The sequence below is a fragment of the Spiroplasma endosymbiont of Panzeria rudis genome, assembly GCF_964019705.1.
GTDB lineage: Bacteria > Bacillota_I > Bacilli_A > Mycoplasmatales > VBWQ01 > Spiroplasma_E > Spiroplasma_E ixodetis_A.
The window spans coordinates 677163-702572 of sequence record NZ_OZ026460.1 but is presented as its reverse complement, the minus strand read 5'-3'; the positions used below and the strand labels follow the sequence as shown (position 1 = coordinate 702572).

The following is a 25410-nucleotide window of genomic DNA, read 5'->3' as shown; positions in this document are numbered from 1 at the left end:
AAAGGGTTGCCATTCCAAAACATTAATAATGTTTTAAATGAACAACTAAAAAAAACTAATGAAATAAAAGATAATCAAAATGATAATGAAATTTGAAAAAATAATCAAGAAGAAATTATTGAAATCATTGATAACTATAAACATAATTTAAATCAAAAACTTAAAAATATTAATTCAGAACTTAATAATCATTCTCTAAAAAAAGATTTTATTAATATTCTAAAGTTTGGAAAAGAAAATTATTCATTATTACATATAGCAGTATTAAATGATTGACAAAAATTAGTAACTTATTTAATAAATGAATGACCAGTTGATATTGATTATCAAGATAATTCGGGAAATTCGGCATGAAATCATGCTTGTATGTTATTACAACCAAAAAATACTTTGACTATTAAAAAGAACATCAATTAACTTATAAAAATAAAGTATTTATAAAACAATTAATTCCTTCATCTCCAAATTGAAATCCAATTGAAAAACAAGAAATTAATAAAAATGCTAGTGAAAATAGAAAAAAAATATTGACTATTATATGCCAAAAGATAAAAATAGTATTGAGAGTTGAGAACATATTAGTAGTATCGATTTACAAATGCAAAATTCTTTCACAAACGAAAGCAATACGTTAAAATTTTCAATATCTTAAAACATTAAGATATTTTTTATCTAACTTTTGATATTTTTACATTAGTAACTTAGATAAATATCTTATTTACGTTATTATTTATTTCTTAATAACATATTATTCAAAACTATGTAATTCTTTTCATAGTTTTTCTAAAATTACTTTTGATTTAACTAATGATGAAAGTTCTGTTTTTGTAGCATTTTGCAATAATTGTCAAGTTGGAAATTGCTGTAATATTTTATTTTGTAATTGTAAACCAATTCCTGGTACTGATGATAAAACACTACTTATCATTGATTGACTTCGCTTTGCTTTATGATATTTAATTGCATAATTATGAACTTGATCTTGTAATTTACTCAAAAATAAAAAACAAGCATCAGTCTTAGGAATATTAATAATTTGCATTTTATCATTTATAATTTTATCAGTTTGATGTTTTTTATTTTTAACTAATCCAATAATAGGAATTGTTAAGTTTAATAATGTTAGTTGTTCTAATGTAGCACTAATTTGTGGTTTTCCACCATCAACAATAATTAAATCAGGAAGTGGCAATTTATTAATAACTAAGTGATGATATCTACGATAAATCATTTCACAAAAACGATGATAATCATCAACAATTTTTGGATCTAATAAAAATTTGCGATAATCATTAAAACTAGGATTACCATTCTTATAAACAATCATACCACCAACACTAGCACTTTGTTGAAGATTAGAAACATCAAAAACCTCTAAATGATTTAAATTAGGAATTTTTAATCATTGTGATAATACTTTCATCATATTTAACGGCGCATTAAACTGATTAGTCTGTAAATAATTATTTCATGCATAAATGGCATTGGTTTTTGCCAATGTTAAAATATGTTCTTTTGTTCCTTTAATTGGATTAATAAATTTTATTTGTGGAAATAATAATTTTAATTGTTTTAAATCAATATTTGATGGTAAATATATTTCATTTGGCAATGTATTTTTACTATATAGTTGTTGACAATAATTACGAATTAAATCTTGAATTTCTAAGTAATTATTTTGAACTATTTGTTCATCTTTAGCTTGCAATTTACCATTACGATAAAATAAAGTAATTAAAACAACCATTTCATTTTCAATTAAAAAATTAATAAAATCGCGATTTCCATAATCTTGAAACTCAACAACTTGTTGTGATAAAAATAGATCTATTTTTGATAACAAAATTTTAATACGATTAGCATTTTCAAATTGTAAGTTTTCAACACTAATATTCATATTATTAATTAATATTTTTTTAACAGCAGTAACATTCCCTTTGAAAAATTGATCAATTTTACTAATCATATCTTCATAATAAGTAATAGGTACTGATTTAAAACAAGCGCCAGAACATTGCTGTAAATGATAATATAAACAAGGTTTACCAAGATTACCAGCACATTTTCGTAATGGAAAAATTCGTTCCAATAACTTTAAAATTTCACGCGCACCAGTACCATCGGGAAATGGTCCATAATAATGTCCCTCTTTTTTAGTAGCACTACGTACATAACGATATTGTGGATCACGATTATTAGTGATTTGAATATAAGGATATTTTTTATCATCTGCTAACAAAATATTATATTTAGGATGATGTTTTTTAATCAATGTTTGTTCTAAAATTAAAGCCTCTTTTTCATTAGATGTCGTAATGTATTCAACATCATGAATATCATTAACTAATAACATTGTTTTAAAATTACTGGCTTTATTTAAATATGAAGTTACTCGTTTTTTTAATGAATTAGCTTTACCAACATAAATTAAATTATTATGTATATCTTTAAATAAATAGCATCCAGCAATATTAGGTAAAAGTTTAATTTTCATTTGTAGTAAAGATTTTTCTGCCATTAGTTCACCTAAATTTATTAACAAATTAAAAGATACTTTGATTTTAACATTAATATAATGTTTTATCCTAAAGTAAACTCTTAATTTTATTCATTATTAATTACTTATGATTCGTTATTAATAATAGTCTCGTTATCATTAATAATTTCACGATTTAAAATACTATCTTCTAAACTTTTTTTAACTACCAGAGTACCTTTGCTATTACTCATTACATCTTTTTGTTTTTCAGGGTCAATTTTACCAAAAGGAGTTAAATAACTATTTTCATTAAAATAAACAATAGGTAAAGAAGGTTTATTGATAATGTCGCTATTATCATTTTGTTTTATTTCTGCTTTTTTTACTGGTGATATAGATGGTTCCTTCTTTGATTCCTTATTAAAATTATTTTCTTTTCTAAAAGATTTTTTAACTTGTTTATCAATTAATAATTTTTCTTTTTTTAACTTAATATGTTTTTGTTTTAAATCAGCATTTATTTTATTTTTTTGCTTTTTATTTTTATTATTAATAATAATTTGTTTAATAATTTGTTTCATTTTGCTAAAGAAAATAAAAGGTTTATTAAAAATAAATAAACAAGTTAAAGAAAAAATACTAATAAAGTTTGCAATTAAATTAGTAACAAAAAAACCATAATTAAAAATACCTATTAAAACATTACTAATAATGCCACCAGTAGCATATGCTGGAAAAAAGGTTTCAACACTAAAGTCTTTAAAAGAAATTGGTGAAGCAAAAAAACCTAGATAATTATTTATAGCATTTGTATTTCATCATGTTTTAACGTATATTTCACTAATATTTAATAGGTTTAAATTATAATAACTAGTTCATAAATTATTCTTTCCTAAAATTATTAAAGTTAAAGTTTGTGTTGTCCAACAACTAATCACTAAAAATAAAAAAGTAACAAAAATATACTTCAATTTAAATTGCATGCGATAACCAAAAGCTAAAGGAATAATCATTAAAAAAAGAAAGAAATAAACAGCATATTTCACTCATCCAAATAAAAAAGAAAAAAGAAAATCATCAAGTACTTTACCAATTATTGAAAATCTAGTTAAACTAACTATTAGGAAAAAGAAGATTACTAATAAGAAAAAAAGTAACCCAACTTCATCACCACGAGATTGAGATTTTGATATTTTAATGCCATTTTTAATCATAAGAATATCACCTCTTAACAGTCTCCACAAAATAACTTATAAAAATAGTATAACATAATTGATATATGTAATATCTTTCTATAATCGATTTTTGATTTATTATTGCAAAAGAACAATAATATTTTTTTAATACTTTTATCATAAAAAATGTATTATTTAAATTTCATATTCATTATTTTCTAGATTTTAAAAATTTAAAATAAATCATTTTTCTTATTTATATTTATTTAACAATTAATTTATATAATATTATATAATCATTGTAAACTTAATATAAGTTTTACCCGTTGCTTCATTTAAAGTAAAATGGGTTTTTATTTTCTAATTTTAAAGGGGACATAAACAATGTGAGGTTTTAATAAAAATAAAAAAGAAGAACAAGAAAGACAAAAAGAAGCCGAAAAACAAGCAGAACAACTACGAAAAATTGAAAGAGACCAAGCTAAATTAAAAGCCGAAAGAGAAGAAAGAAAAAGCCTCCCTAAATAATTTTGCATTTCAGAATTCAACATTTTTTCAACTAATCTTTTTGTTAATTCTTTATATAAACCGCCAGGTTTAAAAACTGTTGTTAAATCTTCAGTATTTTCTAGTAATAAATCTACTGCTTTTGATATTGGATCATTATTATTAAAGTTATCTTTTTTAGCCATCTGTAACTCACTCTTTCTAGTCATTTAATTATATTTACTAGAATTAATTAAACATAGTTATTTTTGTAAGTTACACAGATTACTAAACATTTCCTACAGTTTCGAACTCATGATTATTGAAATTATGCTAAAAAAAATAATATTCAATTAAGCATGACAGATGGCTATGCTTCATATCAAAATGCAATTGTTGAAACTGTATTTAAAACTTTAAAAGTTGTTTATTTTAAAAGACAAAAATTCAAAAATAAAAATACCTTTTTATTACATATGAATCATGCTATTTGAAAATACAATAATACAAGATTTCACACAATAATTAAAAATACTCCAGAAAGAGTATTTCAATTACTTTTTCACTAGAGTATAATTATTGCAACTTAGGGGTGACCCTTTCACTATTAATGATTACTTTTGTTGTTTTATAAATAAAAGTTATTATATTGTATAATTAATTATATTTGAGAAATTAGATAGAAACTCAGGAGGAACCATTGTGGAAAATTTAGTAAGTGAAGAAATAATTGAAGAAACGTATTCAAAAATTAAAGATAAAATTAGTAAGACAAGTTTGATAAAAGCAGATAAACTTTCTTCATTTTCTGGTAATAATATATTTTTAAAGTTAGAAAATTTACAAAAAACAGGTAGTTTTAAAATTAGAGGCGCTTTAAATAAAATTCTTAATTTATCAAAGGAACAGCAAGCAAAGGGTTTAATTGCTGCTAGTGCTGGTAATCATGCACAAGGAGTCGCTTTAGCAGCTTCAAGTTTAAATTTAGTATCAAAGATAGTTATGCCTGTAACAGCACCACTAGCCAAAATTGCTGCTACTAAAGAATTTGGTGGTGCTAAATGTACTGTTAAACTTTGTGGTAATATGTTTGATGATGCAATGTCTGAAGCATTAAGACTTGAAAAAGAAGAAGGGTTAACGTTAGTTCATCCATATGATGATAATTTTGTTATTGCTGGTCAAGGTACAATTGGTTTGGAAATATATGAACAAATGAATGCAATGGGTAAAGAAATTGATTATTGTTTAGTTCCAATTGGTGGAGGAGGACTTTTAAGTGGTATTTCAATTTATTTAAAAAGTAAAAATCCAAATATTAAATTTATTGGTATTGAAGCAGAAAATGTTGATTCTTATAATCAAGCTTTAAAACAAGGAAAACCATTTAAAATTCAAGGTAAAAGTTCAATTGCTGATGGAATTGCTGTTAAACAAACAGGGGAATTAACATTTAATATTTTAAAGAAAAATGTTGATAAAGTTATTACTGTTAGCGAAGAAGAAATTGCACAAGCAATGTTATTTTTATTAGAAAAATGTAAAATTGTAACTGAAGGTAGTGGTGCTGTTAGTGTTGCTGCTATTCTTTCTGGTAAATTAGATAAAATCATTGGTAAAGATAAAAATGTTGTTTGTGTAATTAGTGGTGGCAATGTTGATATTACTACATTAGGAACAATTATTAATAGTGCCTTAATTAGTTCACATCGACGAGTTCCTTTTTCAGTTAACGGTAAAATTAATAATAGTACTATTAGCGAAATTATTAATATTATTACTAAAAATGGTGCTTCTATTTATAAAATTCACAGTACATTTGATCGTAATAAATTAGATATTAGTAATTTTAGTATTTTTATAGTTATGGATACATCAGATGAATTTCAAAAAAATAAAATTTTTGCTGAGATTAGAGCATCAAGTTCTAACTTTACATTATTAGCTAAATAATTTTTGAATTTGGTATTTTATTAAAACAAAAATTTAGTTTAAAAATATCAATTATATTTTAAAAAGAGACACTATTAATAGTGTCTCTTTTTAAAATAAATTATAGTTATTTTGCTTTTGCTAATTTAGTCATAATTTTAGATTTTTGACGAGCAGCTTTATTAATGTGATAAATGCCTTTAACAACAGCTTTATCAATTAAACTACATACTTCATTAACAAGTACTGTAGCATTTTCTGCTTTGTTTTTTATTGATATTTCAGCTTTTTTTAAAGCAGTTTTAACTTTAGATTTATAACTTTTATTAATTTCATTTCTTTTTTGGTTTGTTTTAATTCTTTTAATTTGTGATGCAATGTTAGCCATTTTTTCTCCTTTTTTGTTTTGAACATGTTTTATAGATTAATTACAACAAAAATAATTATAACAAAAATCATAAATGTTGTATAATATTTTTTATTTTTTCAGTATAATTAATGTGTTAGCTTTTTGTTAATAGTATATTTTAATTTTTTTACACTTTTAATGTAAATGATTTGTTTAAAAACTTTAATGATAAATGTAGGTGTGGTAAATAAATGAGTTACTATTTTCGTAACCCTTATCAATTTTCTTACCATAGTATTGGTAGGATTAGAACAAGATTAAAATTGCAAGACTTAAATGATATCCAATTACGTGAATATTGTTTAAAATTGATTAATGAGTCTTATGATATTGAAGAGACAAAAAGTTTTAAATATATTAGAGTAAATAAAACACATCTTTATTTTGTAATTAAAAAAGATGTTAATTTAATTTTAACAATTTCACCGATGAGTCCAACTAAACTATTAGCAGTAATCGAGGAAAATTTATAAATCAAAAAAAGAGGAATAAAAAATGGGAAATTTATCTAGTCAATGATGAATGTTAGCGCTTATAGGAGTAGTTTTAATAATTTTTATTTTTACAACCATTTCAGCAAAAAAGAAGAAAAAAGAAGAGAAAAAACAACGTCAAAAAGAAGTAAAAAATATTATTAAATCCTTTATGCGTGATGAATTAAAATTGCAACATAAAACAGTAGAATTTGAACAAGTAGTTTCACGTAGTAGTAAAGAATATCGCTATCGTGATGTTTTTGATGTAATTGTAAAATTATATGATTCTAAGAAAAATGATTTATTTGCAACTAAAGCATTTGAGGTAGAAGGATTTACTAAGCAATTATCAAAGAAAGAATTTGAAACAATTTGAAAAGTAAATTGTGAATTGGATTTAGAAGAAACACTTAAGAAAATTGAAATGTCAAAAAAACGTAGTGGTAAAATTAAAATAAAAAGAAAGACAGCAGAAGAAAAAACAGCAATTAAAAAAGAAAATGAAGCCGTTAAACTTGCAATTGAAGAAGAACGTTTACAAAATAAAGAAAATAAAAAACGTGCTAAAAATTTAGAAAAACCTAAAATTGCAATTCATGATAAATTTTCTGGATGAAAAGATAAATAAATCTTTATTTTTAAGTAGGCAATTGGGTGATATGTAATGAAAATTTATAAAGATGATTATAAGCATTTCCGTATTTGTCGAAAACTTTCATGATTTTTAAATGCAAAAAATTATGCTTTAGCTAAGCATTTAATTGAAGAGAAAAAGATAATAAATTTTGTTGAACTAACGCATACTAAAACAAGTAGTAAATTTAAATCTAATTTAATTACTATTTCTGATTTAGATGATGATACATTTGAAAATAATTATAATGAAGAAGATGATTCTGAATTTTATCTTGGTGAAACAATTGCAGATGGTATTGAAACTGGGCACTATGCTCAAGAATATTTTAAAGTAAAATATTCTTATTTTAATTTTGAGTCTGAACCGGGTAATAATGTCATAGAAATTATTAATAATAAAGAGTATGATGTTTTATTTGAACCAAGATTTGAATATCAGGGCTGTGTTACTAAGTGTGATATTTTAAAACGAAATAATGATGGTTGGGATTTAATTGAAGTAAAAGCAGTAACTTGAGTTAAAGAAGAACATATGTGAGATTTACTTTATCAGTATGATATTTTAACCAAATGTGGAATTAAAGTAGTTAATACTTATATTATGTATTTAAATAATAATTATGTTAAGAAAGAAAAAATAGATTTAAATGAATTATTTATTGTTAATGGATCAACTTGGCAAAAAAGTCCTAATACTAAAAAAAGTTTTAGTCTTTTTGAATCAATTCAAGATGAAATTTTAAATAATAATTTGAAATTACAATATGAAAATATTAAGAATATTATTAAAATTAGTGATATTGATGAAATAGTTAAATTATTAACTTTACCTTATTGTCATGAAAATAGTAATCAATTTTGTCCTCATATTTTTAAATATTTTTCTATTCATAATACTATTTTTGAATTATATCGTTTAAGAAAAACTAAGAAAGCATTGTGATATTATGAAGAAGATTTGTTAGAAATTAATGATGAAAGATTATTACCATTTTTAACAAAGTCTAATTTACATTTAAGACAATATGATGTAATTAAAAATGGTGAAAAATTAATTGATGGCAATAAATTTGTTGATTTAAAAATTGAATACAAAAAGTACCAATATCCAATTTATATGTATGATTTTGAGACTATGAAATCTGCAATACCTAAGTTTAAAAATAGTAAACCATATCAACAAATTCCTTTTCAATATTCTGTCCATGTATTATTGGCACCAGATTTTGATTTTAAAACTTATAAATCAATTAAACATTATGAATTTTTAGCAGATGGAAATGATGATCCAAGAGAAATGTTAACAAAAAAATTATGTCATGATTTAATTAATATTCATGGTAAGGGTACGTATGTTGCTTATAATCAATCATTTGAGAAATCTGTTCTTAAAAAATTAGCTTATTATTATCCTCAATATAAAAATAAATTATCATTAATCCATGATGGTACTATTGATTTACAAGATTTTTTTAAAGAATTTAAAATTTATAAAGAACAGTTTTATGGTTCTCTTTCAATTAAAAAAACTTTACCAGCATTTGAACCTTCCTTTTCTTATGAAGGATTAGTTATTAAAAAAGGAGATATGGCATCAGAAGTTTTTCGTAGAAGAGTTGAAAATAACATTAGTTTAACTAATTGAATTCATAATTTTCGTGAAAATATGTTAAAATATTGTGCTCAAGATACTTTAGGTATGGTAGTATTATTCTGACATGTAAAAAATATTATTGAAATGTACAAAGCAAAAATTGAGGGCGAAAATTATGAAAAAATTTAAAATTTTATTTATGGGTTCTTCTTTTTTTTCTGAAAATATTTTAAAAACATTGTTAATAACAATGAAAAATGAAGTTGAAATAGTTGGTGTTGTTTGTCAGCCAGATCGTAAAATTGGTCGTAAACAAGAAGTTGTTCCTTTAGCAATTAAACAATTGGCAGAAGAATATCAAATCCCTGTTTTCCAACCAGAAAATATTATTGAAAGTTTAAAAAGTTTACAATTATTAAATATTGATGTTATTCTTACTTGTGCTTATGGTCAATTTTTACCAAAAGCAATTTTAAATTTACCAAAATATAAATGTTTAAATATTCATGCTTCATTATTACCATCATTGCGTGGTGGTGCCCCTATTCAATGAGCAATTATTAATGGATTACAAACTACTGGTATTACATTAATGAAAATGGTAAGTAAAATGGATGCAGGAGCAATTTATGTTCAAGAACAAGTTTCAATTGGTATTGAGGATACATATACTTCTTTAGTTAATAAGTTGATAACTTTAGCACAAAATATGTTAATAAAATATTTATTAAAAATCATTAATAATGAAATACAAGAGCAAGAACAAGATGAAAATAAAGTAACTTTTGGTTTAAATATTAAAAGAAGTGATGAAAAAATTAATTGAAATCTTTCAGCACAATTAATTTCATGTCATGTTCGTGGATTGTATAATACACCAATCGCTTATACTACATTGAATGATAATATATACAAAATTCATCAAGTAACAGTAACTAATGAATTATCAAATGCTTTGCCAGGAACAATTGTTGCAATAAATAAATTAGGTATTATTGTTGCCACTAAAACTAATAACATAGTAATTAAGGTTATTCAACCAGCAGGTAAAAAAGAAATTATAGCAGCTTGTTACTATGGTTCTAAAATTAATCCAATTGCAATTGGTTTTATCTTTAAATAGTAATAAAAAAATAACTAATATTTTTTGGTAATCTAGGAGGAAAAGATGTATCGTTTTCGCTCAATTAAATATCTAGCAATGACTGGTATTATTACTGGTTTATTAGTAACAATTGGTTATTGTTCAACTTTTCTTTTTGGTTGAGCAATTACTAGTTTATTTGGTGGAAATTCTACTTTGCAATTATTTGATGCTGTTTTTATTCCGTTTTGTGCTTTTTTTGAAGGGCCAATGCTGTTATTTGCAGGACCAATTGCGGGTGGCATTTTTGATTTAATTAGTGGTGTTAAAATTGTGGTTATTCCTATTACAATTTTTATTAGAATTTTAATGTTTTTTGTTATTAAGTTATTAATTAATAAATCTTGATGAAGTACTATTTATACTTTCTTTTTTGCTGGTATTTTATTACTTATTTACCCATTGTCTTATTTAGTAATTTATCAAGATTATGCTATTACAGTTAATGAATTAATTACTGATAGTATTCAAGCTATCTTTGCTTATTTTGTTGCTATTCCACTTTATTATGCTCTTAGTAAAAATAAGATTAGATCAAATTATAGTTTTTGAAATGATCAAGAATTTGATTATTTAAAAAATAAAAAAATAACTGTTTTAGAATAGTTTACTTATTATCAATTATTGATATCTAATATAGACAATATGGTATAATTTTATAAAATTAATATAAGTTTATACCCATTTACTTAAGTTTTAAGGTAAAGGGTTTTTAATTAAAATAAGGAGAAAAAGGTTTTATGAATAAAAAAATTAAAAAAGTTTTAAAAAAATATCTAAGTTAAAAAAAGTAATTAAAAATCATATAATCGATCCAACACCATCTGAAACAGTTATTGCAACTACTGTTCTTTCTGCTGCTGCTATTAGTGGTATTATAATTGGAGCTGGTAGTATTATTGCGGTGGGAACGGTTTCTGCTATGACATATATAGTAGAAAAAATAAATGAATCAGAAAATAATAGTGTTATTGAAGGTAGTAAATCTCAAACAAAGAGATTAACATCAGTAATATAGATAAATTAATATCATGAAATGTTACTTTTAATATTTAATTAATAATAAAAAAATGAATAATTATTATATTCATTATTAAATTGAATTTCACCAATTGAAAATTTTACTTTAATAACATCACCTTTTGAAAAATAAGTTCCATCATTTACGGATTTACTTACTTTAACTTTAAAGTGGTCACCTTGTTTCATAAGATCAGCAATTCTTTCTCCTAAAGAATAAATTGGACTTTTTAGATAGTTTGTTAAATCTGTATCAACTAATAATTTTGATTTAGGTTGTCCAATTTTAAATTCTGGAATATCATTAAAGTTATTTAATGATATGTTAGATGTGGTTGGTAATTTAGGTAATACAAGACCATCATTTGGTTTGGATAAAATATTTAATAAATAATTGTCAGATAATTGTTTATTATTTTTTTCAAAAAATATAGTTATTGTATCACCTGTAATTATATAATCTGTATGATCTATTTTTTTGGAAATGTTTAGTAATCTGTGTAACTTACAAAAATAACTATGTTTAATTAATTCTAGTAAATATAATTAAATGACTAGAAAGAGTGAGTTACAGATGGCTAAAAAAGATAACTTTAATAATAATGATCCAATATCAAAAGCAGTAGATTTATTACTAGAAAATACTGAAGATTTAACAACAGTTTTTAAACCTGGCGGTTTATATAAAGAATTAACAAAAAGATTAGTTGAAAAAATGTTGAATTCTGAAATGCAAAATTATTTAGGATATGAAAAAAATCAACATAGTACTACTGAAAATGCTCGTAATGGTACAAGTTCAAAAAAATTAATAACTCAACAAGGTAAAATTGAAATTGATGTACCAAGAGATCGCAATAGTAATTTTACTCCTGTAATAGTTCCTAAAAGGCAAAGAAGATTTGATGGTTTTGATCAACAAGTTCTTTCCTTGTATGCAAAAGGAATGACATTATCTGACATTAGAATGCAGTTGCAAGAGTTATATCATGGTGCTGATATTAGTGAAAGTGTTATTAGTCAAATTACTGATGATGTTATTGATGATGTTAAAGCATGACAAAATCGACCATTAGAAAGTATTTATCCTATTGTTTATTTTGATTGTATAGTAGTTAAAGTACGACAAGATAAACGGATTATTAACAAATCAGTTTATATAGCATTAGGAGTTGATTTAGAAGGCAAAAAAGATGTTTTAGGATTATGAATTAGTGAAAATGAAGGTTCTAAGTTTTGATTATTTAATTTCACAGAAATGAAAAATCGTGGCTTAAATGATATTCTTATTGCTTGTAGTGATAATTTAACAGGCATGTCAGAAGCAATACAATCAGTTTATCCTAAAACAGAACATCAATTATGCATTGTTCATCAAATTAGAAATAGTTTAAAATATGTTTCATACAAACATCGAAAAGGTCTAGTTGCAGATTTAAAACCAATTTATATTGCATGTAGTGAAGAACAAGCAATGCAAGCTTTAGAATCGTTTGAAAGTAAATGAAATAAACAATATCCTCAAATTACTAAATCTTGATATAAAAATTGAGATAATTTAATGGTTTTTATTAGTTATCCAGTAGAAATCAAAAGAGTGATTTATACTACAAATGCTATTGAATCTGTTAATAGTCAATTACGAAAAATCATCAGAAATAAAAAAGTTTTTCCTAATGATATGGCAGTTTTCAAAATATTTTACTTGGCAATTAAAAATATAACAAAAAAATGAACATTGCCTATTCAAAATTGAAATATAGAAATTGCTCATTTTATGATAAAATTTGAAGACAGAATGGAAATGTTTAGTAATCTGTGTAACTTACAAAAATAACTATGTTTAATTAATTCTAGTAAATATAATTAAATGACTAGAAAGAGTGAGTTACAGATGGCTAAAAAAGATAACTTTAATAATAATGATCCAATATCAAAAGCAGTAGATTTATTACTAGAAAATACTGAAGATTTAACAACAGTTTTTAAACCTGGCGGTTTATATAAAGAATTAACAAAAAGATTAGTTGAAAAAATGTTGAATTCTGAAATGCAAAATTATTTAGGATATGAAAAAAATCAACATAGTACTACTGAAAATGCTCGTAATGGTACAAGTTCAAAAAAATTAATAACTCAACAAGGTAAAATTGAAATTGATGTACCAAGAGATCGCAATAGTAATTTTACTCCTGTAATAGTTCCTAAAAGGCAAAGAAGATTTGATGGTTTTGATCAACAAGTTCTTTCCTTGTATGCAAAAGGAATGACATTATCTGACATTAGAATGCAGTTGCAAGAGTTATATCATGGTGCTGATATTAGTGAAAGTGTTATTAGTCAAATTACTGATGATGTTATTGATGATGTTAAAGCATGACAAAATCGACCATTAGAAAGTATTTATCCTATTGTTTATTTTGATTGTATAGTAGTTAAAGTACGACAAGATAAACGGATTATTAACAAATCAGTTTATATAGCATTAGGAGTTGATTTAGAAGGCAAAAAAGATGTTTTAGGATTATGAATTAGTGAAAATGAAGGTTCTAAGTTTTGATTATCTAATTTCACAGAAATGAAAAATCGTGGCTTAAATGATATTCTTATTGCTTGTAGTGATAATTTAACAGGCATGTCAGAAGCAATACAATCAGTTTATCCTAAAACAGAACATCAATTATGCATTGTTCATCAAATTAGAAATAGTTTAAAATATGTTTCATACAAACATCGAAAAGGTCTAGTTGCAGATTTAAAACCAATTTATAGTGCATGTAGTGAAGAACAAGCAATGCAAGCTTTAGAATCGTTTGAAAGTAAATGAAATAAACAATATCCTCAAATTACTAAATCTTGATATAAAAATTGAGATAATTTAATGGTTTTTATTAGTTATCCAGTAGAAATCAAAAGAGTGATTTATACTACAAATGCTATTGAATCTGTTAATAGTCAATTACGAAAAATCATCAGAAATAAAAAAGTTTTTCCTAATGATATGGCAGTTTTCAAAATATTTTACTTGGCAATTGAAAATATAACAAAAAAATGAACATTGCCTATTCAAAATTGAAATACAGCAATTGCTCATTTTATGATAAAATTTGAAGACAGAATTAATCTAAATTAGTAACTTTGTAAAACAAAGATACACAGATTATTAAAAAGCCTCTACAAAATAAAATTATACTAAGTTCAACCATTTTCGGTGAAGTTATAGGAAATATTGCTGGATGATATTCAATCCCAACAATGATTGCTGAATGATTAGATATTATGGAATATGATTTTATTGATAATTATATAAACAATGATTTTAATCCATATCGTTCTACAGTTAAGGGTGTTTTAATATGAGGTTTAATTTCAGCAGTAACAATGGCAATAACTTCAACTGTTAGTGTAAAAACTATTGAATATGTAAAAGTACTTTATGAAAATAGAAGACAAACAAATAGTAGAGAAATTGATGAAACAACACCTTTACTATCACAAACACAAATAAATTCAATAAATAATAATGAAGTAGAACCACCATTAGTATTAAATCCAGCAATAAGTGCAATTTTATAATTAATATGGAGTGGAAAAGATATGAAAAAAATATTATTACTACTTGCAATAAGTAATACTTTATCAATGACCAATAGTAATTTTTCTTATAATATTAATTCAAATTTAACAAGTATAATAAAAAGTAATGATGAAATTAATTTTTTAGCAACAGCAGATATTCATGCTGGATATCCTCAATCAGTTAGTGACAAAACAATTAGTGCCCTTGCTAAACATTTACCAGAAAATAATAATAGAGGTGTTATTATTTCTGGTGATTTAACAGGTTATGTTAAATATATAGGGAATTTATTTTCTTATAAATTAATGTTAGCATCAATCTCTAATCATCTTTTAGCAGGTTTTGGTAACCAATGATTCTGATACTACTTGTAAAGTTAACCAAACTTGACTTAACCAAAATATTGTTAAACAAAATGCTATGACAGCAACTCACTTACTCTATTATACTTCAAAAAATGAAGTTCCTGTATATTCTTGAAATTGATTAGGTATACATTTTGTTCAATGCAGTTTAGCGCCAATTAATAAAGATACTTCAGGTTGAAATTTTGGAAGAAGTGATCTTGGGCCAGCATTAACTGAATTACAAAAAGATTTAGAAATAAATGTTGGTTTGAGTAATATGCCAATTGTTTTAGCTTTTCATTATGGATATGATGATTTTTCAATTGATCAAGAATGATGAAATAAAGAACAAAGAACTGAATTTGAAAATGCAATTTTAGCAAAATACAATGTTATTTTAATGTTAACTGGACATCAACACTTTGTGCCAACCAAATATGATGAAAAAATAATTGCAGTTAATGTTGGTAAAAAAACAATTTATGATGTTTTAAGTGGTAGTGCACTTTTTGGTGGTTATTCTGAAATTTCTATAAATAAAACTAACAAAGAAATTACAATTAAAAGTCATAACGTACAACAAAATGATGAAATTGTTATTAATAAAAAAATTAAATATTAATTAAAATTAAAAAGTAAGTTTTATTAAAACTTACTTTTTTTAAATATACAAATTTTTTATTTATTATAATTTGGTGCTTCTTTTGTTAGTTCAACATCATGAGGATGTGATTCTCTTAAACCAGCACTTGAAATTTTTACAAATTTAGAATCTTGGATTAAAGATAAAATATTTTTAGCACCAACATAACCCATACCACTTCTAATACCACCAACTAATTGAAAAACAACATCTTGTACTTTTCCTTTAAAAGGAACGCGTGCTTCAATTCCTTCTGGCACTAATTTTTTAATTCCTTTTTGAAAATAACGATCACTACTACCACGTTTCATGGCAACTAATGAACCCATACCAACATAATTTTTATATTTTTTACCATTGACAATAATTTCCTCACCTGGTGATTCTTCTGTTCCGGCTAAAATGCTACCTAACATTACACAATTGCTACCAGCAGCAATTGCTTTTACAATATCACCAGAATATTTAATACCACCATCAGCAATGACAGTTACGTTTTTATTTTTTGCTCAATTATAAACATCATTAATAGCAGTAATTTGTGGCACACCAACTCCTGCTATTATTCTAGTAGTACAAATGCTACCAGGACCAACACCAACTTTAATACAATTTGCGCCAGCTTCATAAAGTGCTTGTGCTCCAACTGCAGTACAAATATTTCCAGCAATAATATCTAATTTTGGATAAGTTTTACGAATTATTTTAACTGTTTTTAAAATCCCTAAACTATGACCATGTGCTGAATCAACAACTAATACATCAACTTTTGCTTTAACTAATGCCTCAACTCTTGCTAAAGTGTCTTCACCAACACCAACACCAGCACCAACTCTTAATCGTCCTTGATCATCTTTACAAGCATTTGGATAATCAATAGCTTTATCAATATCTTTTGTTGTAATTAAACCAATCAATTTATTATTTGAACCAACAATTGGTAGTTTTTCAATTTTATTTTTTAACATAACTTGTTTTGCTTGTTCGATTGTTGTTGTTTTATCACCAACAATTAAATTTTTGGTAGTCATAATATTTTTAACTAATGCATTATCATTATCAAGATATTTCAAATCACGATTAGTAACAATTCCAATTAGTTGATTTTCTTCATTTACAACAGGCAATCCAGAAATTCGATAAGTACTCATAATTGATTTTGCTTCACTAATTAAAGTTTGAACACCAATAGTAATTGGATCAGTAATAAAACCTGACTCATTTCTTTTCACTTTTTGTACTTCTAAAGCTTGTTCAGCAATTGATAAATTTTTATGAATAATGCCAATACCACCAACTCTTGCCATGGCAATTGCTAGATCAGATTCAGTAACTGTATCCATAGCAGCAGATAAAATTGGAATATTTAATTCAATTTTATTTGTTAATTTAGTTTTTAAAGAAACTTGATTTGGTAAAACTTCTGAATATCCTGGAACTAATAATACATCATCAAAAGTAATTCCTTCACATATTATTTTTTGATTTAAATCTTTATTCATAGTTTACTCCCATTCTATAGTACCTGGTGGCTTTGATGTAATATCATAAACTACTCTATTAACACCATCTACTTTATTAATAATCTCATTTGCAACTTCATCTAGAAATTCTCATGGTAAATGTGAACTTGTTGCTGTCATAAAGTCAATTGTATTAACGCTTCTTAAACTAACAACATAATCATAAGTGCGATTATCACCCATTACGCCCACAGTTTTAACTGGTAGCAAAGTGGCAAATGCTTGTGATACTTGATTATATATATTTTTTTCTTTCAATTTGGTAATAAAAATATGATCAACTTCTTGTAAAATTAAACATTTTTCTTTTGTTACTTCTTCTATAACTCTAACTCCTAATCCAGGACCAGGGAAAGGATGACGATTAATTAATGTTTCAGGTAACCCAAGTTTTAAACCAATTTCTCTTACTTCATCTTTAAATAAGGTTTTTAATGGTTCTAACAATTTAAATTGTAAATCATCAGGTAAACCACCAACATTATGATGAGTTTTAATTGTTTTTGAACTTGCATGTTTACTTGAAGATTCAATAATATCTGGATAAATTGTTCCTTGTGCTAAAAAATCAGCCGTTTTAAATTTTCTTGCTGCTGTTGTAAATACATCAATAAATTGTTTACCAATAATTTTTCTTTTTTCTTCAGCATTTTTAACACCTTTTAAGGCAGTAAAAAAATGTTTACTTGCATCAATCATTTCAAGATTAAGTTTAAAATTTTGTTTATAAATTTCCATCACATCAATTGCTTCATTTTTTCTCAATAAACCTGTATCAACAAAAATGCAAGTTAACTGTTTACCAATTGCCTTAGAAATAATGGCAGCGGCAACTGAAGAATCAACTCCACCACTTAAACCTAAAATAACTTGTTTATCTTGGACTTTATCTTTAATTTCTGAAATTTGATTACTAATAAAATCATCTAAACTTCAATCTTTCGTGCAACTTGCTATTGTAAATAAAAAATTTTCAATTATTTGCTTACCAAATTCTGAATGGGTAACTTCAGCATGAAATTGGATACCATAAATTGGTTTAGTCAAATGTGCAATTGCTGAAATTGAAGAATCAGAATGAGCTATTTGTATAAAATCTTTTGGAATTTTTGTTACATGATCAGCATGACTCATTCATACTTTTGATTGATTAGCAACTTTTTTAAACAATTTATTATTTGGTTGATCAAGATATAAAATTGATTTTCCAAATTCTTGTTCATCTGCTAATTCTACTTTCCCTTTAAAATGATTTGTCAATAATTGCATGCCATAACAAACGCCTAAAATGGCAACTGGTAAATTAAAAATTGCTTGATCAATTTTATAAGCATTTTGTAAATAAACACTTGATGGTCCACCAGATAAAATAATTGCTTTTAAATTGGGATATGTTTTTATTTTTTGATAACTAATATTAAAAGATAAAACTTCAGTATAAACATTTGCTTCTCTTACTCTTCTTGCTAATAATTGTGTATATTGACTTCCAAAATCTAAAATCAATACTTGTGTATTTATCATTTTTATTCCTCCAAATATAATAGTAATTAAATCATTTTTTGACAAAAAATAAAATAGATTACACTAATAATTATTTTAAAGAAATTAAGTTGTAACTGATCTGGCTTCATTTTCATGAATTTTAATTCGTTCTAATTCTGTTTCGGGTTCATTAAGTAAATATTTTATTGCTTCTTCTTCAGTCATTGGTATGAATTCTTGATCTAATTGATTTTGATAATCTAAATTTGATGATAAGCGTATTTTTAATTTTGGTTGATAATAAATAAAATATCAAATAACAGCAATTGCAATAAACATTCAAAACATTAAGAACTCAATAATAACAGCTATTAATACTTCGCCTCTTTTATTAATCATGTCATTAACCATGCCATAATTAAAAACAACAAACTGACTAAGCAAAAATAAACCACAAGCAACAAAAATAATTCATTCTCAAATTTTAATTTTAATTTGTTTACGATAACCCATAACACATGTGGCAGCTAATACAAAAATATATACAGCAATAGTAATGTTAGTAGAAAATCCTAGTACTGTATTAAAATCAAAAGGTGCACCAATTAAATCTGGGATTATTAACATAATAATACAAGCAATAATAGTAATAATTAAATTAGCTGTACTAGCACGCATTGCAATATTTTCTTTATTTAATTTGGCTAATTTTTCAGTAATATATCCTTCTTTGGCTAATGGTTGAATCATACCACCAGAATATAAAGAATTTTGCATAGCACCATTTAATTTCAATGATAAAGTAGAAACAACTAGTACAATCATACCAGTAATACCAGCAATTCCTGATATAACATTATTTGGATTATATTCATTAGTAGCTCCAGATCAACCATTTTGGCCATTTGTACCGTCAATAGTAATGGCACCAAATATTAATACTGATACAGCTAAATAAAAAATAGTTGATAATAATAAAACTATTAAAATACCTTTACCAAAGTTTTTAGTTGGATTTTTAACATTTTTTCCAACAACAATAAAAGTTTCAAAACCAATAAAGAAATAGAAGAATCCACTAAATGCATTATTAATTTTTGGTAAAGTTAAATTAATGTTTTTTGTTCCTTCAGCCGCTTCTGAAAATGCTAAACCTTTATTAGTTACTACCAAAATAATAGCACAAACAATTAAAAACAAAGCAGAACCTCATTTAATAATACCAGAAAAATTAACAAATCAACGAAATCCCTTCATTCCAAAATACATGCAACTAGCAACAGCAGCATAAATAAAAATACCAATACTATCAATAATTAAACTTGATCATCGTTCAGGAGCTCAATCAAAAATTGATAATTGATCTAAATTCACTCGAAACATAGAAATAATAGTTACAATAATTGTTGAAGGTAAAGTAATATATTGAATAAAACCAATTATTCAACCTCAAAAACGACCAAAAACTCCACGAACATAAACATAAGCGCCACCATTAGTGTCATGATAAACACGACTACATTTAGTAAAAGCAAGTGCAGTTCCCGCAGCAATTAAAGCACATAATAAAATAACTCATAGCATATGTAAATCAACGCCACCATTATTTCAATAATAAATGCCAATTAATGCCATTGGAAATGCAATACCACAAGTATAGTTAAAACCAATTCATATTAATTCATTAAGACTAATTTTTTCATTATTAGCACGAGATGATTTTGCTCAAAATTTTAATTTTTTTAAATTAAACATTCAATTAGTAATTCCTTTCAAAAAATAAATTATTTTTAATTATAACTTAAAAAAATATTTTTATTTTTTAATTATCAAAATTTTATGATATTAGAACAAAAGTAGTTTTAAAGTGATTAGCAAATTAAACAATAAAATATAACAAATTATATTATTATAATTTGTTATATAAAGAATTACTAATTATTTTACTTAATTTTCCTTAAATAATGAGTAAAAAAATCTTAATTTCTTCTTATTTAAATTTTGATATTTTTTATAATAATTATCAAAAAAAACATTAAACTTTACGAACTGGACTTTTTACTCAATAAGTTCAATTACCAGTAAAAACATTTGTAAAATCACCTTCATTTAAATATTTTAATCCGTGATTATTTGTTCCTCAAACTTCATCTATCTTACCATTACTATCACGATTTAATAATCATATTCTAATGTTTGCTAATTTATTTGTTTGTGCTCAATTATATAAATCTTTAGCATCTTCTAAAGTAAAATAGTTATTATTTACATCATTAATACCAATCATTGGTGTAATACCTAGTTTTTGATAAACATCAGTAAGTAATAAATTAGATTTTGGAAAATATTGTTTTATTAATTCAAAATATTGGTTAGCAGTACTTTTAATTGCTTGTTTAGCAATATCAAAAAAAGTTAAACCTTTATCAATTACTTCTTGTCCAACAATTTCACCATAATCCATAGCCATAATGTTAATTGTAAATAAATCTTCAACTTTTAAATCTGCTTTTTGATATATTTCTAAAGCTATTTTAATAACATTCTCAATATCTCTACCAACTAGCCCTGTTGGCATTACTGGTAATGTAACACTAAAGTTTCAATTTTGATTATTTCTTTTCATTTTTGTTAATGTAGTAAATAAAACCTTCATTTCATTAATATGATCACTATCAAAGTTTATCCCTTCAATATCTAAGTCTAAATTTAATGGCATATCTTTAGTTTCAAAACCTGCAAATTTAGTAATGCGTTCTTGATACTCAATCAAAGCTGGTTGTAGCATTGCTACTGCTTTATTAATATCTTTATTAGATAGCGTATATGCAACATCTCATGGATTATAACCAACAGTTGAAGCAGCACCACCATAAGCAACAACAATATTATTAAAACCATCATTCTTTACTAAAGGTTTAAGCACTTCTGGTTTCAATTTATTTTCTACTCAATAATCATATCCGGCGCCCAAAGACTGTCCAGCAATAGTTAATTCTAACTTATCTTTAATTGCAATTGCTTGCTGAACAAAAGCCAAAGTAATAGATTTTAAATCTTTTATTTTATTAAAAACTTTTTTACCATCATGTAATATAATTTCTTTACCATTAATTAAGTCTCTAGGAGTTGTTCCTATTCATAATCCTCCATCATAATAAGGTTGGAATAAATAGTTAGCATGTTGTTTAACTTTATTAGTAACTGATTGACCATCACGATTAGGGTTAACTTCAATTCAATTACGAATTAAACCTTTTCACGTTTCTAAATTTATTTTTATCATAATTACTTTTTTTTCCTTTCATTAAAATAATAAGATTTATTAAAATATTAATTTTTCTAAAATTATTTCAAAATAAAAAATAATTGGCAATTTAGCACCAATTTTAAAATATTATTAGGAAAATTAAATTAAAATAAATCTTAATTCTAATTTTATACTTGAAAAAATTAATATGTAATAAAAAATTTCTTATAAAAAAGTACTTTTTTATAAGAAATTAATTAAAAATACTTAAAAATGTCCAAAAAATAGACATTTTTAATAAAAATAAATTTATACAAATTTTTTAATAGCACTATGATTAGAACTAATAATTCTAATACCACCATGATTTTTATGAAAAGCAACTTGAATTTTATCACCAATTAATTTAGTAATAATACCTTTGCCAAAAATTTCATGAATAATTATATCTCCAACATTTCAATTATTAGTTATTTCAACCTTATCTTTATTATCAGCTTTATAGTAATTAAATTTAGAATGATTACGATTTTGATAAGTTGCTGCCATTTCTTGATGTTCGTTATTAATGATTTTTAAATATTTAAGATCTAAATCTTTTAAGAAACGAGATGGTTGTTTCATACGATCCAAGATATATGAATATCCACCGGCACTAGATAAAAATAATCATTTTTTTGCCCTAGTAATTGAAACATAAAAAAGTCGTCGTTCTTCTTCAATTTTATCTAAGTTTTCTATACTAGATTTACCTATTCCAGGCAAAATACCTTCATTAATGCCAACTATAAAAACAACATCAAATTCTAAACCTTTAGCACTGTGAATTGTCATTAAATTAACGGCTTTATTAGTACTATTTTCATCTAAATCAGTATATAAACTTACTTCTTGTAAAAATGACGTTAATAATTCTTCGCCTTGTAATTCATTATTACTACTATCATATTCAAGCAATTGTTCTAATAATTGTTGAACATTTTCAATTCTTTCTTTTTCAAGATTATCTTCTAGTTTTTTTAAATAATTAGTTTTATTTAATAAATTTTCAACCATTTTATGTAAAGAAGTAACATCTTTGATATTAGTTTGCATCTCATTAATTAAATTAATTAAAGGTTGTAAATGTTGACGATAATTTTTTGGTAATCCATACTGAAATTTAAATAAGTATTCATTTAAAGTTAGTGATTGTTCATTAGCAAGTAATAATAAGTTATCAATAGCTTTTGGTCCAATTTTAGGTGTTGCATTTAAAATTCTAATCATTGATATATTATCATTTCAAACAATAATTTTTAAATATGCCAAAATGTCTTTAATTTCTTTACGTTCAAAAAATTTATAACCACCAAAAATTTTATAATTTATATTATTATTAATCAAAGCTTGTTCTAAATCTTTTGATAAATAATTATTACGATAAAGAATAGCAATTTTATTCAAATCTAAATGATATTTTAAATGAATTTTTTTAACAGTTGTTGCAACTCAATGTGCTTCTTGATCACTACTACTAGCATGATACATAACAATATCATTACCAAGATCATTTTTAGTAAACAGTTCTTTTTCAATACGTTGAACATTATTTTTAATTAAACTATTAGCTGTATTTAAAATCTTAGTTGTTGAACGATAATTTTGATTTAAAATAAATGTTTGTGTATTAGGAAATTGTTTAGTAAAATTCAATATTAAATTAATATTTGCTCCTCTTCAACTATAAATAGTTTGATCGGGATCACCAACTAGAGTAATATTTTTATGATTTTTAGCAAGTGACAATAAAATATTATATTGAATATCATTAGTGTCTTGAAATTCATCAACTAAAATAAAATCAAATTTCTTTTCTCATTTTGTTAAAATATGTGGAAATTCTTTAAATAGACGTTCAACTAATAATAATAAATCATCAAAATCTAAACATGAATTAATAAATTGATATTTTTTATACGATTCAAAAACTTTGATACGTAAAATTCACTCATCTTGATTTTGATAATCAGCTAATAATTCATCTTGAGAAAGATAATTATTTTTTCAGTTAGAAATATTAGAACTTAATAATCTTAACTCCTGCAATTCAGCTTTATGTGAAAATTCTTTTTGAAAAATATCTTTTAATATTTTTCGTTGATCTTCTTGATCAATAATATTAAAATTATTATTAATATTTAAATGATGAATATCTCTTCTTAATATTTTGGCACATAATGCATGATAAGTAACAATATTAACATTAATGTTGATATCATTTAAAAGTTGCATTATTCGTTCTTTCATTTCGCGTGCTGCTTTATTAGTAAAAGTTAATGCCAATATTTTTTCACTAGCAATTTTAATTACATTAATTAAGTAAGCAATTTTATATGTTATAACCCGCGTCTTTCCAACTCCAGCCCCCGCAATAATACGACATGGGCCATCAACATTAATAATTGCTTGTAGTTGTTGTTCATTTAGATTTTCTAAAAGTTTTGTTTTATCCATGTTATTTATCCTTAAGTTAGTAAGAGTATATACTATTAAAGACTATTTATATTTTCTAATTCGTCATCATTAATATTTCCTGGTTGAGAATAAACTAAATGAATATGTGGATCATTAACGTTAGTTAATATCTTCCGTTTATTAGTTGCAAGCGGTTTCTTGTTAATGACAAAAGTTTTATGATTACGATCAAAGAATAGCTGATGATATTTATCAATTTTAGTGACGATCATAATCCCACAATACCAAGCAAAATCAAAACTAACTACAGAACGAATAAGAATATTTAATCAAGAATTTAAAGTACTATTACTATTAATAGTAGCAATGTTTTCATTAAAAGTCAATTTCATAAAAAGAATTATTGAAGTGGTTAATAATAAAGGAATAAAAACTAAAAATAGTTCACGATAAAAAAAATGTTTTAACTTTAAATCTTGATTTTTTTCATTTACTAATCTTATTTGAAAAATTAATTTTCCTAAAGTTTGACCCTTACATTTTCATGGAATAATAACAAAATATATAATAACAATAATTATATTAATAATAAAAATAATTATTAATTGTCATGATTCTTGATTACCTTTATTATCTAAATAATGGATTGCTAATCCAATTATTAATGGGATTAAACTAACAAAAATCACGTCAAAAATACGTGCAATAATACGTTTTCATGTTTTAGCTATTATATATGTTTCGGTTGTATCTAATTTTTTAATATTCATTTTT

Annotated in this window: 23 protein-coding genes and 1 pseudogene; 13 read left to right on the top strand and 11 right to left on the bottom strand. The window is 24.4% G+C overall.

The features are described 5' to 3' along the window. The first annotated feature begins 6 nt into the window (after window positions 1-6). A complete protein-coding gene (locus AACK89_RS03955) occupies window positions 7-417 on the top strand; it encodes a hypothetical protein (RefSeq protein WP_338977343.1) in 411 nt (136 codons plus the stop codon). A gap of 331 nt (window positions 418-748) precedes the next feature. Here AACK89_RS03955 and uvrC read toward each other — a convergent pair whose 3' ends face one another. The 3 genes and pseudogenes from uvrC to AACK89_RS07670 form a co-directional block, all read right to left on the bottom strand. Next, window positions 749-2518: an excinuclease ABC subunit UvrC gene (uvrC, locus tag AACK89_RS03950; RefSeq protein WP_338977341.1), complete on the bottom strand. Its 1770-nt coding sequence runs from the start codon at window positions 2516-2518 to the stop codon at window positions 749-751. 104 nt (window positions 2519-2622) lie between these two features. Beyond that, window positions 2623-3693 carry a hypothetical protein gene (locus tag AACK89_RS03945; protein ID WP_338977340.1) on the bottom strand — a complete coding sequence of 357 codons (1071 nt, stop codon included), beginning with the start codon at window positions 3691-3693 and terminating at the stop codon, window positions 2623-2625. Between the two features lie 479 nt (window positions 3694-4172). After that, window positions 4173-4346, bottom strand: a pseudogene (locus AACK89_RS07670) (IS256 family transposase); the annotation flags it as partial. A gap of 153 nt (window positions 4347-4499) precedes the next feature. Between AACK89_RS07670 and AACK89_RS03935 the strand changes: the two are divergent. Further along, complete coding sequence (locus AACK89_RS03935) at window positions 4500-4709, top strand: hypothetical protein (protein ID WP_338977338.1); 210 nt, start codon at window positions 4500-4502, stop codon at window positions 4707-4709. A gap of 133 nt (window positions 4710-4842) precedes the next feature. Next, entirely contained in the window at window positions 4843-6093 is a 1251-nt protein-coding gene (ilvA, locus tag AACK89_RS03930) for a threonine ammonia-lyase (RefSeq protein ID WP_338977336.1), read from the top strand. 106 nt (window positions 6094-6199) lie between these two features. Here the strand turns inward: ilvA and rpsT are convergent, their stop codons facing one another. Next, window positions 6200-6460, bottom strand: coding sequence for a 30S ribosomal protein S20 (gene rpsT, locus AACK89_RS03925; RefSeq protein ID WP_338960848.1), 261 nt, complete (start codon window positions 6458-6460; stop codon window positions 6200-6202). 212 nt (window positions 6461-6672) lie between these two features. Between rpsT and AACK89_RS03920 the strand changes: the two genes are divergently transcribed. The 5 genes from AACK89_RS03920 to AACK89_RS03900 are packed head-to-tail and all read left to right on the top strand — an operon-like array spanning window position 6673 to window position 10937. Then, on the top strand, window positions 6673-6954 hold the full coding sequence (locus tag AACK89_RS03920; protein WP_174480491.1) for a hypothetical protein: 282 nt from the start codon (window positions 6673-6675) through the stop codon (window positions 6952-6954). A gap of 22 nt (window positions 6955-6976) precedes the next feature. Beyond that, window positions 6977-7585 (top strand): hypothetical protein, encoded by a 609-nt coding sequence (locus AACK89_RS03915; RefSeq protein ID WP_281747823.1) that lies wholly within the window; start codon window positions 6977-6979, stop codon window positions 7583-7585. A gap of 36 nt (window positions 7586-7621) precedes the next feature. Beyond that, window positions 7622-9376, top strand: coding sequence for a DUF2779 domain-containing protein (locus AACK89_RS03910; protein WP_338975295.1), 1755 nt, complete (start codon window positions 7622-7624; stop codon window positions 9374-9376). Continuing rightward, the gene (gene fmt, locus AACK89_RS03905) at window positions 9363-10310 is read left to right on the top strand and encodes a methionyl-tRNA formyltransferase (RefSeq protein WP_338977334.1); all 948 of its coding nucleotides are present in this window, start codon (window positions 9363-9365) and stop codon (window positions 10308-10310) included. The genes AACK89_RS03910 and fmt overlap by 14 nt, the downstream gene beginning before the upstream one ends. A 45-nt stretch (window positions 10311-10355) precedes the next feature. After that, a complete protein-coding gene (locus tag AACK89_RS03900; RefSeq protein WP_338960836.1) occupies window positions 10356-10937 on the top strand; it encodes a hypothetical protein in 582 nt (193 codons plus the stop codon). 450 nt (window positions 10938-11387) lie between these two features. Here the strand turns inward: AACK89_RS03900 and AACK89_RS03895 are convergent, their stop codons facing one another. Further along, window positions 11388-11540, bottom strand: a complete 153-nt coding sequence (locus AACK89_RS03895) for a hypothetical protein (RefSeq protein WP_338977332.1) — start codon at window positions 11538-11540, stop codon at window positions 11388-11390. A gap of 385 nt (window positions 11541-11925) precedes the next feature. Between AACK89_RS03895 and AACK89_RS03890 the strand changes: the two genes are divergently transcribed. From AACK89_RS03890 to AACK89_RS03870, 5 genes are all read left to right on the top strand, one after another. Further along, window positions 11926-13188: an IS256 family transposase gene (locus AACK89_RS03890; RefSeq protein WP_338979281.1), complete on the top strand. Its 1263-nt coding sequence runs from the start codon at window positions 11926-11928 to the stop codon at window positions 13186-13188. 57 nt (window positions 13189-13245) lie between these two features. Further along, a complete protein-coding gene (locus tag AACK89_RS03885) occupies window positions 13246-14484 on the top strand; it encodes an IS256 family transposase (RefSeq protein ID WP_281749630.1) in 1239 nt (412 codons plus the stop codon). A gap of 122 nt (window positions 14485-14606) precedes the next feature. Next, window positions 14607-14927 carry a hypothetical protein gene (locus AACK89_RS03880; RefSeq protein WP_338979260.1) on the top strand — a complete coding sequence of 107 codons (321 nt, stop codon included), beginning with the start codon at window positions 14607-14609 and terminating at the stop codon, window positions 14925-14927. A gap of 21 nt (window positions 14928-14948) precedes the next feature. Beyond that, a complete protein-coding gene (locus AACK89_RS03875) occupies window positions 14949-15305 on the top strand; it encodes a hypothetical protein (protein ID WP_338979259.1) in 357 nt (118 codons plus the stop codon). Continuing rightward, entirely contained in the window at window positions 15274-15900 is a 627-nt protein-coding gene (locus AACK89_RS03870; protein ID WP_338979258.1) for a hypothetical protein, read from the top strand. Before AACK89_RS03875 ends, AACK89_RS03870 begins: the two co-directional genes overlap by 32 nt. Window positions 15901-15956: 56 nt before the next feature. Here the strand turns inward: AACK89_RS03870 and guaB are convergent, their stop codons facing one another. The 6 genes from guaB to AACK89_RS03840 form a co-directional block, all read right to left on the bottom strand. Next, window positions 15957-17423, bottom strand: coding sequence for an IMP dehydrogenase (guaB, locus tag AACK89_RS03865; protein WP_338979256.1), 1467 nt, complete (start codon window positions 17421-17423; stop codon window positions 15957-15959). 3 nt (window positions 17424-17426) lie between these two features. Then, window positions 17427-18968: a glutamine-hydrolyzing GMP synthase gene (gene guaA, locus AACK89_RS03860; protein WP_338975106.1), complete on the bottom strand. Its 1542-nt coding sequence runs from the start codon at window positions 18966-18968 to the stop codon at window positions 17427-17429. Between the two features lie 84 nt (window positions 18969-19052). Beyond that, entirely contained in the window at window positions 19053-20684 is a 1632-nt protein-coding gene (locus AACK89_RS03855; protein ID WP_338979255.1) for an APC family permease, read from the bottom strand. A gap of 280 nt (window positions 20685-20964) precedes the next feature. Further along, window positions 20965-22215 (bottom strand): hypothetical protein, encoded by a 1251-nt coding sequence (locus AACK89_RS03850; RefSeq protein WP_338979253.1) that lies wholly within the window; start codon window positions 22213-22215, stop codon window positions 20965-20967. A gap of 273 nt (window positions 22216-22488) precedes the next feature. Beyond that, on the bottom strand, window positions 22489-24675 hold the full coding sequence (locus AACK89_RS03845; protein WP_338979252.1) for an ATP-dependent helicase: 2187 nt from the start codon (window positions 24673-24675) through the stop codon (window positions 22489-22491). Between the two features lie 35 nt (window positions 24676-24710). Beyond that, a complete protein-coding gene (locus AACK89_RS03840; protein ID WP_281749370.1) occupies window positions 24711-25406 on the bottom strand; it encodes an RDD family protein in 696 nt (231 codons plus the stop codon). Between the last annotated feature and the right edge of the window lie 4 nt (window positions 25407-25410).